This window comes from Microvirga vignae, from assembly GCF_001017175.1.
In the GTDB taxonomy this organism is placed as follows: Bacteria; Pseudomonadota; Alphaproteobacteria; order Rhizobiales; family Beijerinckiaceae; genus Microvirga; species Microvirga vignae.
Map to the genome: position 1 here is coordinate 47,137 of NZ_LCYG01000037.1, position 13,823 is coordinate 60,959.

The window sequence follows — 13,823 nt, forward strand, 5'->3', positions numbered from 1 at the left end:
GATCAGAAGAGGTAATTCGGCAATCTTTTCATGGGCAAAGGCCTCTCAAGCGAACTGCCTCGTTTACTTCATACTCATGTTTGATGATAAATCATGAGAGTTCCTGATTGTCTGGCCAAAGAGCCAGGTTCACGCAAGAGTATCACTGTGTCGGTTTCGCTGGGGGCCCCGCGCCCTTCTCATCCTCGGCGACGCGATGTGCTGGCCTATCTCAGCGCTTCCGTTGCCGCGTTCACCCTTGCCCCTGCCGTTCGGGCCCAGACGCCCCAAGCCACCATTGCCTCGCGCATGGGGGACGGTCAGCGCTTCGACTCCGCCACGCTCACCGACATCGCCCGGCAGCTTTCCAAAAAGCCGTTCGTGCAACCGCCGAACGATCTGCCGGATGTGTTTTCGAATCTGAACTACGATCAGTACGTCTCCATCAAATCCCTCCAGCCACCGATTTGGAGCATGGAGGGGCGCGGCATCGCCCTGGAGCCTCTTCATCGCGGCTTCGTGTTCGCCAACGCGGTAGACCTGTTCCTCGTCGAGGATGGGGCCGTTCGGCGGACCGGGTATGATCGCTCGCAGTTCAACTTCAACGGAATAAACGTCCCTAACGATCTGAAAGATATCGGGTTTTCAGGATTTCGCCTGATCTCCCATCCGGCCGAGGGTAAGCCTTTCGAGTTTGCCATCGTTCAAGGGGCAACCTTCTTCCGGGCCCTGGCTCGCGGCCAGAACTACGGCGCCATCGCGCGTGCTCTGACCTTGAAACCTGCCGAGGCGAAGGGCGAAGAGTTTCCCGTCTTTAGAGCCTTTTGGATCGAACGGCCCAGCATCGGCAGCACCAGCATCACCGTTCATGGCGTCCTCGATTCGGAATCGACCACCGGCGCCGTGCGCATGACCTTCCGTCCAGGCGACATGACCATCGTGGACGTGGAGACGACCCTTTTCCCGCGCGTGAATTTGGAGCATGTGGGTCTCGGAGGCATGGCCTCGACCTATTTCTATGGTCCGAACGACCCTCGCGATGCGGATGATATCCGCCCTGCCGTCTACGAATCCTCGGGCCTCCAGATGCTGAACGGCCAGGGGGAGTGGCTCTGGCGCCCTCTGCAAAACCCCGAGACTCTTCAGATCTCTGCCTTCGTGGACAACTCGCCTCGCGGATTCGGACTGCTCCAGCGGGAACGCTCCTACGAGACGTTCCAGGATGACGACCAGCGTTTCGAGCGCCGCCCGAGTCTGTGGATCGAACCTCTGGGTGAATGGGGCCAGGGCAGCGTTCAGCTGCTCGAAATTCCATCCGACGCGGAGATCAACGATAACATTCTGGCCTATTGGCGCCCGAAGGCTCCGATGGCTGCCGGATCGGAGGTTTCTTTCGCCTACCGGCAGTACTGGGGCTGGAACGCGCCGGAGCGGCCGCCGCTCGCCACCGTTTCCGGAACCCGAGTCGGCCGCGGTAATGGTGGACGCAGGCGGCGGTTCACCGTGGACTTTTCCGGCGACATGCTGGGTGACAATTGGCCCACGGACCTTAAGTCTGTCCTGACCGTTGGTCCGGGAGTGTTCCAGAACCTCAAACTTTTGCCCTATCCGGAGCGAAAGACGGTGCGCGTCGCATTCGAGCTTGACCCGGGCAACGAAAACGCGTGTGAGATGCGTCTCATCCTCGAAGCAGGCGGGAAACCGATAAGCGAGACATGGCTGTATCGTTGGACACCCTAAGTTCCGACTCGAACTCTAAAGTCGCTGCCCTCGGGCGGCCCGAATCCATCATGCCTCCTGAAAAGCACCTGGACATGCCGACCCAGCATCTCAGGCGCTGGTCGGCCGAGCAGGAGCGTAAGTCTGTTCGGCAAAATCCCAAGCTCGGCACCTGGCTCGCCCGCCTGTTCGTGTTCGGCGGCGGATTGCTGCTGACCGGGTACGGCACCTACGAAATGTATCAGGTGGTGTCGGTGAGCCGCACCACGGCGCTTCAGTGGGTGTTGGTGGCGCTGTTCACCGTCAACTTCTCCTGGATCGCGGTGGCATTCACGAGCGCCCTGCTCGGCTTCTTCGCCCTTCTCCGGCAGCCGCGCCCTGCCCCGCTGCCGACATCGCTGCAGGCACGCACGGCCATCGTCATGCCCGTCTACAACGAGCAGACGTCGCGGACCTATGCGGCCCTTGAGGCCATCTATGAATCCGTCGAAGCCACGGGTCTCGGAGAGAGTTTCGACTATTTCATTCTCTCCGATAGTACGAATTCCGATGCCTGGATCGCGGAGGAGCGCGCCTTCCTCGACCTGCGTGAAAGGCTAGGTCCCAAGGCGAGGTTCTATTATCGCCATCGGGCGAAGAACCATCACCGCAAGGCCGGCAACATCGCGGATTTCGTTTCCCGCTGGGGCGGTCACTACGAGCATATGCTGGTGCTCGATGCTGACAGCCTCATGACCGGCGAGTGCATCGTGCGTCTCGCGGCGGCGATGGAAGCCGATCCCGACGCCGGCATCATTCAGTCGCTGCCGCTCATCATCAACCGCAACACCCTCTTCGCGCGCGTTCAGCAGTTTGCAGCCCGCGTGACCGGCCCGGTCATCGCCATGGGTCTGTCGGTTTGGATGGGTCGCGACGGCAATTACTGGGGCCATAACGCGATCATCCGCACCAGGGCCTTCGCGGCTCATGGCGGCCTGCCGGACCTGAAGGGCAAACCACCCTTCGGCGGACATATTCTCAGCCACGATTTCGTGGAGGCGGCGCTGCTGCGCCGTGCCGGCTGGGATGTTTACATGCTGCCGGACCTCGAGGGCTCGTACGAGGAAAGCCCGCCTTCCCTCATCGACCTTTCGGCCCGCGATCGCCGCTGGTGCCAGGGCAACCTGCAGCACATGCGTGTGATCACGGCGAAGGGCCTGAAGCTGCCGACCCGTCAGCACTTTGCCACCGGCATCATGTCGTACCTGGCCTCGCCGTTCTGGCTGTTCCAGCTGATCGTCGGTATCGCCCTCGTCCTGCAGACGACTTACATCAGGCCCGAATATTTCGCGCGCGACTTCCGCCTGTATCCCATCTGGCCTCGGTTCGACCCTGAGCGAGCCCTTGCCCTGTTCGCGCTGACCATGGGTATCCTGCTCGCACCGAAGGTCTTTGGCCTGATCCTGATGCTGATCCGCGGCAAGGACCGCCGGGCTTCCGGCGGCGGCATCCGGCTCATCATCTCGTCCCTGATCGAGATCATCCTGTCCGCGCTTCTTGCGCCCATCCTGATGCTGATCCAGTCCGGTTCGGTGTTCCAGATCCTGCTGGGACGCGACACGGGCTGGCAGCCGCAGCGCCGTGATGACGGGTCGATCCCGTTCAAGGACATCGTGCGTCGTCACCGGGCTCATACGGTGCTGGGCGCGCTGGCCGGTATCTCCGCCTTCATGATCGCCACATCCCTGTTCTTATGGATGTCACCGACTATTATCGGTCTGCTTCTGGCGATCCCGCTCTCCTGGCTGAGCGGCCAGTTAGGCGCAGGTCTTGCCCTGAAAAAGCTCGGGCTTCTCATGACCCCGGAGGAGCACCAGCCGCCGACCATCGCCACGCGGGCGAACGAGCTGCAAGCTCGCAATGCCGCCTTCGGATTTGATGACGAGGACAGCCTCAGGGCGATCTACTCGGATGCGAAGTTGAGAGAGCGGCACATGGAGATGTTGCCGCCTGCCTCTCCCCGCAAACGCGGCATCATCGAGACAGAGCGTGCTCTCGCCGAAGCCAAACTCGTCGATGCGGAGACCATTGAGGATGCGATCAGCTGGCTGCACTCGAAGGAGCGCATGGTGGTGCTCCATGATCGCGCATTGCTCAACAAGCTCGTTCATCTGAAAGACAAGCCTGCAGACGCTCAGGCCGCCGAATGACAATCTTAGACCGGGGCTCAGGCCCCGGTTTTCATATGGCTTACGAGTGGCCCTCGCTCGGCATCACCAGCCACTTCGCTCAAGATCCAATCCCGGAATGCCTCGATCTTGGGGGATCGCCTGCGGGCCTTGGGATAAACGAGCCAATAGCCCCGGCCGGATGTGGCCATCAGGCTGAACGGCTGCACGAGGCGTCCTGCGGCAAGGTCGGCTGGGAAGAAACAGGGATTGATCAGGGCAAAGCCCTGCCCCGCTATGGCTGCCATGCCTTCGAATTGCTGGACCCCGAGTGAGTTGTCGAGGCGGCGCGACAGGTCGACGTCAGGCATGCCTGCCGCCGTAAACCAATCCTTCCACCAGGGATCGCTCGGCGAAATGATGGGGAACTTCAAGATATCCACTGGCTCCTTCAGCTCTGCACCTCTGATGAGATCAGGGCTGCAGACAGGCGTGAAATGATTGGGAAAGAGGAGATGAGCCTCGAGCCCCGGCCACTCTCCACTGCCGCTGCGGATCCCTAGATCGAACTCGCTTTGCGCGAAATCCACCACCTGCGAAGCGACCGAGATCTGCACCGCGATGTTGGGGAAAAGCTGCTGGAAACGGCCTAATCGAGGGATAAGCCAGTTTGATGCGAAGGTGCTCAGCGTCGTGACGGACAGGACGGACTGCACAGCCTCTTCAACGCCGGCAAAAGCCGCACGCAGAGCATTGAAGGCCTCCGTTACGGCCGGAGCGAGCTGCTGGCCCCTTGCCGTCAACGTCACCTGCCGTGGCATACGCACGAAGAGTGGCGCGCCGACGCGATCTTCCAGCATCTTGATCTGGTAGCTCACGGCAGCCTGGGTCATGCCGAGTTCTTCCGCTGCCCGCGTAAAGCTCTGATGCCGGGCAGCCGCCTCGAAGACTCGGACGGCACTCATCGGAGGAAGTTTGGAGGGCGCTTTCGTCATGACCGATCCATAAGGCAGCCTTATGCCAGCCCCTTGGCTTTCATTTTGTCAAGGCTGCCGAACAGGAGCATCTTTTCCTTGCATGAACGAGGCGTTGCGGCGCCTCCCCAACACAGCATGGATATCGTCATGAGGTACGAAGATGCCCGCCGCTTGCGCGGCGTTGAGAGCGTTTGGCTGCATGTAAAGCTCTGGTTGCGCTCTACCCACCTGAAAGACCAACCTCCGGTGGCGGATCTGAACCACCTCTCGGATTACGAGAGACGCGACATCGGCCTGCCCGAGCCAGTCCGCTACATGGACTGGCGCACGCTGAAGGATGAGGCGCGCCTGTAACGCGTCAGGACGAGAGACGACTGGGTCTGAGTTCCCCGCTCTGCTCCAGCAGGGAATGGCCGGTGGCTGCGATATGCGCCTCGATGCGCTTCAGATCGCGCACGATATCGAGCTGAAGCGCACTCGTGTCACCGACCGTACGGCCAGAGCGAATCTGCTCCAGCTGTTTCTGGGTCATGGCGCGCTCAAGGTCGCGGAAACGCTCCTTCTCCGAGACCAGCTTGCGGGCCGAGCCGATATCCTGGAACATGAGCACGGAGGCCGCGAGATGCAGGTGCTCCAGGAGCTTCGCGTGCATGCTCGTGATGTCGTCGAGGCTGTCCTTAGGCAGACGCAGATGGTTCTTGATGCGCTTCGCCGCAAGCTCCATCAAATTCTTGTCGATGATATCGCCGATATGCTCGAGATTGATCGCAAAGGCCAGAATATCGGAGAGGCGCTTCGCCTCCGTCTCGCTCAAAGCCTCATGATTGATGGCGCTCAGATAGCGACGAATGGCGCTGTAGAGGCGGTCCACCACATCATCCGTGCGGCTTACCTCCGTCACGCGACTGATGTCGTCCTCCCGGAACAGGTCCTGAGAACTGCGCAGCATGATCTCCACCGTGTCCGCCATGCGCAGAACCTCACGGGCTGCATTGGACAGAGCAACGGAAGGTGTGTCGAGGGCGTCCTTGTCGAGGTATTGCGGCATGCCGGGATCGGAGGCCCGCAGCTTTTCGGGGAAAGCCCTCGTGAGCAGCTTCGCGATCCATGGCAGCGGCAGAATGAAAATCACCGCGACAGCCACGTTGAAGAGCGTATGGAAGTTCGCCGCCAATCGGGCCGGACTGGAATCGAACAGCGTCACATGGCTCTGGAAGACGTCGATGAGCGGCAGCGCCGCGACGCATCCAATCACGCGCATGGCAAGGTTGCCGAACGGCACTCGGAACTTGGCCGGATCCCCGCCCAAGCCCTCCAGCATCGGATTAGCGGAGCTTCCGAGATTGGCACCGAGCACCATGACCAGTGCAGCATGAGTATCGATAACGCCAGCCGTGGCAAGCGACATGATGAAAAGCATCGCCGCGACGCTGGAATGGGCTATCCAGGCGAACACTCCCGACAGGAGCAACAGGATGAGCGGATCGGACGCGACACCTCCAAGCAATTCCTTGAGTACCACTGAAGATTGGATCTCGCGGATTGTCTCGCTCAGGAGGTGAAGCGAAAGCAGCATCAGTCCGAGGCCGATTGCAACGCGACCCAGGTCTTTGATCCGGCTCGATTGTCCACGCTTGTAGCCGATGAAGCCAAAGAAGATCAGCAATGGGAAGATCAGCGTGATATCGAAGGACAAGACCTGCACGATCAGTGCCGTGCCCACATTGGCGCCCAGCATCACGGCCAGCGCCGGAACGATGTCGACCGCGCCGCCTGCGGTAAAGGAGGCCACCATCAGGGCGGTTGCCGTGCTGCTCTGCAGCACAGTGGTGACGCCCACTCCAGCCAGGAAGGCATGCAGGCGGGTGCGCAATCCAATACCGAGGATCCATCGCAGATCGCTGCCGAAGGCACGCTGAACCCCGCTGTTGACCATGTTGATGCCCCAGAGAAGCAGGGCAACCTCACCGAGAAGGTGGATCAAAACGGAGGTGGCGGACATCTATTCCTCAGCAATCACGGATACGCACTAGACCTTGTGCTTAGTCCCGTTGTTTCAGGACGACAATAAGGTTGCCGGCTAATAATGAGCGACCCGACCGGATTTTCCAGCTTTTTGCCATCAAGCACCGGGATTTAGAGGCATTTCCCCTTCCAATAGAGAGGATGGCATATGCCTCGCCTCAGGAATCGTCCGGAGGTCAACTTTGAGCCGGATCAAGGCTGCCATGCTCATCAAGGACGGCATGACCGTCGGTATGAGCGGCTTTACTCGTGCAGGCGATGCCAAGGTCGTCCCGCTGGCACGTCACCTGCCCTTCCAGGCAGATCCGACCCCTCGCGCCGCAATCAACGGCGGCGAGGTCATGTTCCTCGATCAGCCTCTCTCCGAGGCGGTGGAACTGCTTCGCTCCCCGCAGATGAGCACTATCAATTGCGGTCATCGAGGCCTCGGCGATCACAGAGGATGGCGCGCTGATCCCGACCTCGTCGGCAACGGTGCAACCTTAGCCATTCTTGCCGAAAAGGTGATCGTGGAGATCAACCTGACCCAGCCGCTCGACCTGGAAGGTCTGCACGATATCTACATTCCGACCCGCCGCCCGTTCCGCGGGCCTTCCCTTTATCTTGACCCTGGCAGGATCGCGGCCATCGTGATCACTCAGAAATCGGACATCGCCGCGACCATCGAGGCTCCCGATGCCGAGACTGCAGCGATCACCGGCCACCTGATCGAGTTCTTTCAGCACGAGGTGCGGCAAGGGCGCCTGGGCACCACCCTCGCCCCGCTTTAGGCTAGCATCGGGTCCATTGCCAACGCCGTTCTCCACGGGCTCATCGACAGCCCCTTCCATGACCTGAAGATGTACAGCGAGATTCTGCAAGGCAGCACCTTCGAGCTGTTCGATTCCGGCAAGCTCGCCTTCGCTTCCGGCTGGTTACCCTCGGGGCCAAAGCCCGTGATCGGCAGCTCCCCAATATTGGCCGCTACAAGAACAAAGCCGTTCTGCGCCCACAGGAGATCAGCAACCATCCTGAGGTCATTCGCAGGCTCGGCGTGATCGCATCAATACGGCCCTTGAATGCGACATCCAGGGCAACGTGAACTCAACACACGTTAACGGCACACCTCTGATGAACGGCATTGGTGGCTCCGGCGATTTCGCGCGCAATGCCTATCTCGCTATCTTTGTCACGAAATCTCTGGCCAAGAACGGCGCTCTCAAAAGTTGTGCCGATGGTCACCCATGTCGACCACAACGAGCATGATATGGATGTGATTGCCACGGAAACCGGCCTTGCCGATCTTCGCGGACTCGCGCCGCGCGAGCGCGCGGAGACGATCATCCGCAACTGCATCCACCCGTCTTATCGTGAACTGGCCTCCGACTACCTGCGTCGGGCCATGCAGCGCGGAGGACATACGCCTCACCCTCTGGAAGAGGCCTTCCCCTGGCACATTCGTGCCCAGCAGACGGGCGCCATGTTGCCATCTCAAAGCAAGCTGATCGCCCCGCAGGCCAATTCGCTTCTGAGCTGTGTATTTCTCAGTGCGAATTGGTCTCTTGCCATCTTCTTGCCGCGCAAGCCGTTTTGGCTACTCCATACGCATGCCTTGTATCACCTTATGGAACTCTGCTCTTTTCCAAATGCAAAAGATACGCATGTGAACCAGTAAGGCTAAGATCAGGAACGGTCCAGTGCTGGCAAACGATACATCACCGGCGGGGATGCGAGGAAACGAGATGGGTTTGGATGATCCATTTCCGATCGAGAAGTGCTCGGGACGAGTGCGAGGTGCGGTTCTTGCGGAGTTCCAGGGGCGATGTCCCACCATCAGGGAGGTTGCCAGCATCTCCGATGCGCAATGGCTGACCGTTCCCAACATTGGGCCGACGACCCTCGAGGAAATACGCCGCTTCATCAGCGAAGCCCCTGCCGAGCAACGCCTGCAAAACCTCCCGACCATGGAGGATGGGGAACTTCTCTCCCGCATAAACCGGCTGCAGCGTGAGCTAAATCTCATTGCCAGCGCCATTCGGGCCAGGATCTCCGCTGCATCATTCAAGAATTCAGCGAAACAAAAGCACACAGACGCAACATAACTGCGAGATAGGGAATTTAACTTGCGCACGTTATTTGTTTGACTCTGCAACAAAGCTGAGCACTTGCAGAGACCTACAATAAAAAAGGTCTCTCATGTCCTCTACGTCACTTCGGGCGGTCGATCTCCTCATTCAGGGAGAGCCGGGGGCACTCGTCGCAGTCTCGGAAACACCGGAAGGCACCCTCACCTTCAGGATCAGGATGACGGACGTGATTAACGGTGCCGTGGACGCACCTGACATTGCGGACCTTCGCGGCCTCTTTTTCACGTATCGGATGAGACTCTGCTCTCCGGCCTCTCCGTCACTGGATCGGACGTGACGACCTACCTGGTCGATGCCAACGAGGTGATGCAGGTCGAAAATGACGTCACCATGAGCGGTGAGGTTGGCAAGTCCGTCGGCCCCTTCGACGTCGGTCGGGATCGAGTTCGGCACCTCGGTGAGATCGGCAAGGACGACATCCGCGAGACCAGTTTCACCTTGAGCGCATCCAAGCCTCTGAGCCTAGAATCCGTGCTCCAGCAGCATTTTGGCCTGCGCCTCACCAGCGTCGGCAACAATGGCGACGGGCGGGAACTCAGCCTGAAGCTCACCGGACAGCTGACCGGCACCCCGAAGGTCATCGGCGACACGACCAACCCGCCCAGCGATGATACTTCAGGGGGAGACAATCCTACGCCTCAGGATCCCGGCACCGGAGCCCCGCTGCCTGGTGTTTCCTATGACGACCTGATCGAGGCAGGTGACGGCAACGATACGATTTATGGTGGTCTCGGCGATGACGAGATGCAGGGCGAAGGCGGCGACGATCTGATCATCGGTGGCAAGGATAACGGCACCCTCACCTGGAACGGCGGTGTCAGCGTCAAGATCGGCGACAATCTTTACGGCAAAGACGGCAACGACTACATCCTTTACGACACCAAGACCGGCTATCTACGCTACGTTGCGGATGGCTCCGGCAAAGGCGCATCGGTCATCGTCGCCAAGCTGAAGCCGGGACTTGCGCTCACCCATGCGGACTTCTAGGTCATCTAAACAGCCTTAGGCCGGGGCTGGTCTGACCGGCCCCAGCATCGAAGTTCGTTCATTTAGATGGAGAATGACAGGACAGCCCTGGTTCCGGAATGGTTCGGATCAAATTCGATGGCCGATTGCAGGTTCGAAGCCATCGCGCGGACGATTTTCGTACCCAGGCCACTGCCCTGCACCTGTCCTGTCCCTTTCCACCCGATGCCGTCGTCTTCAACGGACAGAAGCACCTTGTCGTCAGAAGTCGTCAGAAGCACGCGAATGTCGCCTGAGGTACCATCCGGATAGGCATATTTGAAGGCATTGGTGACGAGTTCCGTCACGATCACACCCACGGAAACGGCCTTGTCTGTAGGTATCGGGATCGGCTCGGCTTTGAGCGAGATCGTATGCTCCCGCCCCGAAGCACGCATCGCACCTTCCAGTTCTTCAACCAAGCCTTCCAGGTAGGTGTCCATCTCGACGAAACGGACATCGTTGGAGGTGTAGAGGCGGCGGTGGATCTGGGCAATGGCGGTGATGCGGCTCTGGGTCTCCGCAAGTGTATCTTGTGCAGTGATGTCGCCTGCAACGGCGCGCTGCTGCATGGCGACCAATGAGGCGACGAGTTGCAGACTGTTCGCCACGCGGTGATTCACCTCCCGCAGGAGCATTTCGGCGCGCTCGCGCGCCTCACGCATTTCCCGCTCGGCAGCTTCCTTCGCCCGACGGAGCTGAGCCGCGGCAAGGGCCTGCTCCGCGGCTGTGTGAAGGAGATCGAGAAAGACCCCACCGACATCCTTGATCACGTAGTCGACCGCGCCAGCCTTGAGGGCGGCAACTGCGATGCGTCCCTCGTCAGCCCCGGTCACATAGACCACCGGTGGAGGATCGGGCAGCAGCTGGATATCGGACAAGACCTCCAGGCCCTGCTTGCCGGGCATGAAATGATCGAGCGCGATCACGTCGAAAGAGCCCCCGGTCAGGAGCTGCATACCTTCGTCGCCGCTCAAGGCGTGGCTCACCTGGAAGCCATGGCGCGTCAGCGAGCGCTCCACGAGCCGTCCGAGGCCCGGATCGTCATCGATATAGAGAAGGCGAATGGGCTGGGTGTCGTTCACAGCGTTTCGGGAACCTGAATGACGGAAAGGAAGAGCCCAAGCTGGCGAATGGCTTGAGAGAATGACTCGTACTCAACCGGCTTCGTGATGTAGACGTTGGCTCCGAGATCGTAGCAGCGTTGGACCTCGCGCTGATCGTCGGTCGTCGTCAGCACCACGACCGGCGCACGCTTCAGCTTCTCGTCATTCTTGAGCTTGACCAGGATATCAACGCCGTTCATGTCCGGAAGATTGAGGTCCAGCAGAACCAGGAAGGGACCATCATTCCGGACATCTTCATGGAACAGGTGCTCAAGAGCCGCCGTACCATTCTTAAAGGCGCGGATTTCGTTGCACACGCCGGCGCGCCGGATGTTCTTCTCGATCAGACGGGCATGTCCGTCGTCATCTTCGATCATGATGATGGTAACGGGTTGCTGCTGGGGCATGTTACGCGGCCTCTGAACTCACACTGATGGATTTGGGGAGGGTTACGGTGAAGGTCGAGCCCTCACCCAATCTCGAAGCGACTGAGATCGTGCCTCCGAGCCTTCGCACGAGCGCCCTCACATGTGCAAGGCCAATTCCCTCGCCCTGCTGGTCCTGCGTCCCCGAACGCCGGAACAGATCGAAGATCCGCTCGAAGTCCTTTTCGTCGATCCCGCGGCCATTATCCTCGACCTCGTAACGGACGCTCAGGCCAAGATCTCTGCCACGCACCGCGATCCGACCCGAGCGACCTGGCTCTAGATATTTAATGGCATTCTCGATCAGATTGCCGAACACCTGCTCTACCGCCAATCGGTCACTGACGACATCCGGGACCGTCTGAATGACGAGCTTGGCCCCGCTCTCATGCAATTGATGGGCCAGGCTGTGGCGCTGTGCCTCAAGCAGCTGGCTCATGCTGATCGGCTCGGGAGTCAGCACGCGCCGCCCCTCGCGAGAGAGCTTGAGAATGGCATTGATCAGCTTGTCCATCTTGACCGTGGACGACCTGATGAAGCCGATTGCTTCCGCAAGATCGGTCTCGATGGCGGCCCGAGCCTCTGGTGTGACCAGATCCGGCTGCGTCTCGGAGACTCTCCTGTAGAATTTCTCGATCTCTTCCTGCGCGTTCTCGAGCTCGCTCGTGAAGCCCATGACATTGACGAGCGGAGCGCGAAGATCGTGGCTCACGATATAGGCAAAACGCTGGATTTCATCGTTGGCAGCATCAAGCTCGGACACTCGCTCAGCGAGCGTAGCCGCCAGACGGAGGGTTTCCTTCTCGGACTGCACAGCCTGCTCGCGACTCTTCCTTAGATCGTCCTGGGCTTGCTTGAGGTCGTGGATATCCGTGCAGGTGCCATACCAGCGCGTGATCCGCCCCTGCTCGTCGCGAACGGGCTGAGCCCGTCCCAGCACCCAACGATATTGCCCTGAACGATGCCTCAGCCGGTATTCGATGTGGTAAGGCTCACCCGTCTCAAGCGAACGGCGCCATTTATTCCAGGCGCGCTCCTGATCGTCGGCATGGAACATGCCGTTCCATGCCGCACCATCCGTGGAACCTTCCGGAACGCCGGTATATTCGTACCACCGCTGATTATAATAATCGTGGAAGCCATCCGGTCGCGTTGCCCAGATCAGCTGATCGATGGAATTGGCGATCGCACGGAAGCGCTCCTCGCTTTCCCGCAAAGCATTCTCGGCGCGCCGATGGTCCGTGACATCGTGCCCTTGCACGAAGATGCCCGAAACATTGCCGTCGCGGCTGAAGATGGGCTGGTACACGAAATCGAGGAAATGCTCCTCTGACCGACCGTCTGCCCCCTGCAGATGGAGGCGCACGCCCCGGCCGATGAAGGGCTCGCCGCTTCGGTAGACGCGGTCCAGCAGACGAATGAAGCCCTGCTCCACGACCTCGGGCAAAGCCTCACGCACGGGCTTGCCGATCAGGTCGCCGCGTCCCACGACATGGCGATAGGCTGCATTGGCCATGGTGAACACGTGGTCCGGGCCACTGACGGCCGCAATGAAGCCTGGAGCCTGCTCGAACAGCTCCTGCAGGTGCTGACGCTCCCGCGAGAGGGTCTGGTTCACCTCCTGAACCGCCTGGGCGCGTCGGAACATGTCTGTTTCGATGAGCGCCGAAGGGCCGGACAGGAGCGCCGACGTCTGCGCGAATTTCCGGAGCTGGTGAAGCTCCGTCACGTCCACTGTGTGCTGGAGGATAGAGATCAGCTCGCCGGCTTCGTTGAACAAGGGCGTGTGGGTTGCGCTCCAGAAGCGCTCCTCGAACCCTTGGCCGTCAGGCAGGGGAATGGCGTATTCGATGATCGGCAGGTGATCGGGCACCTTCTCGGCGATCACCCGTTCGAAGGAAGCGCGAAGCTGCCTGTGACCCTCGGAATCCGGGTCGCTCGGAAAGGCTTCGAACATATTGCGGCCCACCAGCTCTTCTCGGGTACGCATCGTGACGCGCAGGTAAGCCTCGTTCATCCCCATGATGTTGAGCGAGGGATTGAGCAGAACATACGGGTTCGGCGAAGCGTTGAAGAGAGCTTCAAAATTTATCGATTTCAATGCCTTACGCTGGACGCCTTCCAGCTCCCCTTAAAATTCGCCGCATAGAGCTCTGCCTTATGTAGGACTGATCCGTCTCAAGGCCAGATTTCCGCCGCAGCCCAGCTTCGCCGGGGCAACAAAACTTGGCCAGAGACGTTCCGCTATGGGGCGGCTCCAGTGGAGACCGTTGCTTTGGCTCCACGTAAGTTGGGGACTGGATTGGCAGCAGAA

At 60.0% G+C, this 13,823-nt stretch carries 10 protein-coding genes and 1 pseudogene; 6 read left to right on the forward strand and 5 right to left on the reverse strand.

Going from position 1 to position 13,823, the window contains the following annotated elements:
* Window positions 1-198 precede the first annotated feature (198 nt).
* Both AA309_RS14905 and mdoH read left to right on the forward strand, forming a co-directional pair.
* Window positions 199-1,719: an OpgD/OpgG family glucan biosynthesis protein gene (locus tag AA309_RS14905; protein WP_244470367.1), complete on the forward strand. Its 1,521-nt coding sequence runs from the start codon at window positions 199-201 to the stop codon at window positions 1,717-1,719.
* A complete protein-coding gene (gene mdoH, locus AA309_RS14910; RefSeq protein WP_047189821.1) occupies window positions 1,695-3,887 on the forward strand; it encodes a glucans biosynthesis glucosyltransferase MdoH in 2,193 nt (730 codons plus the stop codon). Before AA309_RS14905 ends, mdoH begins: the two co-directional genes overlap by 25 nt.
* A 17-nt stretch (window positions 3,888-3,904) precedes the next feature.
* On the opposite strand, the gene gcvA is transcribed toward mdoH, so the two are convergent.
* Window positions 3,905-4,840, reverse strand: coding sequence for a transcriptional regulator GcvA (gcvA, locus tag AA309_RS14915; protein WP_047189822.1), 936 nt, complete (start codon window positions 4,838-4,840; stop codon window positions 3,905-3,907).
* A 129-nt stretch (window positions 4,841-4,969) separates the two neighbouring features.
* Here gcvA and AA309_RS14920 point away from each other — a divergent pair, with 129 nt between their 5' ends.
* Window positions 4,970-5,176 carry a hypothetical protein gene (locus tag AA309_RS14920; protein WP_150117576.1) on the forward strand — a complete coding sequence of 69 codons (207 nt, stop codon included), beginning with the start codon at window positions 4,970-4,972 and terminating at the stop codon, window positions 5,174-5,176.
* Window positions 5,177-5,180: 4 nt separating this feature from the next.
* Here the strand turns inward: AA309_RS14920 and AA309_RS14925 are convergent, their stop codons facing one another.
* Window positions 5,181-6,824 (reverse strand): Na/Pi cotransporter family protein, encoded by a 1,644-nt coding sequence (locus AA309_RS14925; RefSeq protein WP_047189824.1) that lies wholly within the window; start codon window positions 6,822-6,824, stop codon window positions 5,181-5,183.
* Window positions 6,825-7,050: 226 nt separating this feature from the next.
* Here AA309_RS14925 and AA309_RS14930 point away from each other — a divergent pair.
* From AA309_RS14930 to AA309_RS14945, 3 genes and pseudogenes are all read left to right on the forward strand, one after another.
* Window positions 7,051-8,309 (forward strand): annotated as a pseudogene (locus AA309_RS14930) (acetyl-CoA hydrolase/transferase C-terminal domain-containing protein); the annotation flags it as partial.
* 214 nt (window positions 8,310-8,523) lie between these two features.
* The gene (locus tag AA309_RS14935) at window positions 8,524-8,928 is read left to right on the forward strand and encodes a hypothetical protein (RefSeq protein WP_150117577.1); all 405 of its coding nucleotides are present in this window, start codon (window positions 8,524-8,526) and stop codon (window positions 8,926-8,928) included.
* Between the two features lie 318 nt (window positions 8,929-9,246).
* The gene (locus AA309_RS14945) at window positions 9,247-9,960 is read left to right on the forward strand and encodes a calcium-binding protein (RefSeq protein ID WP_047189827.1); all 714 of its coding nucleotides are present in this window, start codon (window positions 9,247-9,249) and stop codon (window positions 9,958-9,960) included.
* A 62-nt stretch (window positions 9,961-10,022) separates the two neighbouring features.
* Here the strand turns inward: AA309_RS14945 and AA309_RS14950 are convergent, their stop codons facing one another.
* Genes AA309_RS14950 through AA309_RS32065 form a run of 3 tightly spaced genes read right to left on the reverse strand, consistent with a single transcriptional unit; the run spans window position 10,023 to window position 13,610 of the window.
* Window positions 10,023-11,063, reverse strand: a complete 1,041-nt coding sequence (locus tag AA309_RS14950; RefSeq protein ID WP_047189828.1) for a histidine kinase dimerization/phosphoacceptor domain -containing protein — start codon at window positions 11,061-11,063, stop codon at window positions 10,023-10,025.
* Entirely contained in the window at window positions 11,060-11,491 is a 432-nt protein-coding gene (locus AA309_RS14955) for a response regulator (RefSeq protein WP_047189829.1), read from the reverse strand. Before AA309_RS14955 ends, AA309_RS14950 begins: the two co-directional genes overlap by 4 nt.
* A gap of 1 nt (window position 11,492) precedes the next feature.
* Window positions 11,493-13,610, reverse strand: a complete 2,118-nt coding sequence (locus AA309_RS32065) for a PAS domain-containing sensor histidine kinase (protein ID WP_052954743.1) — start codon at window positions 13,608-13,610, stop codon at window positions 11,493-11,495.
* Window positions 13,611-13,823 lie beyond the last annotated feature (213 nt).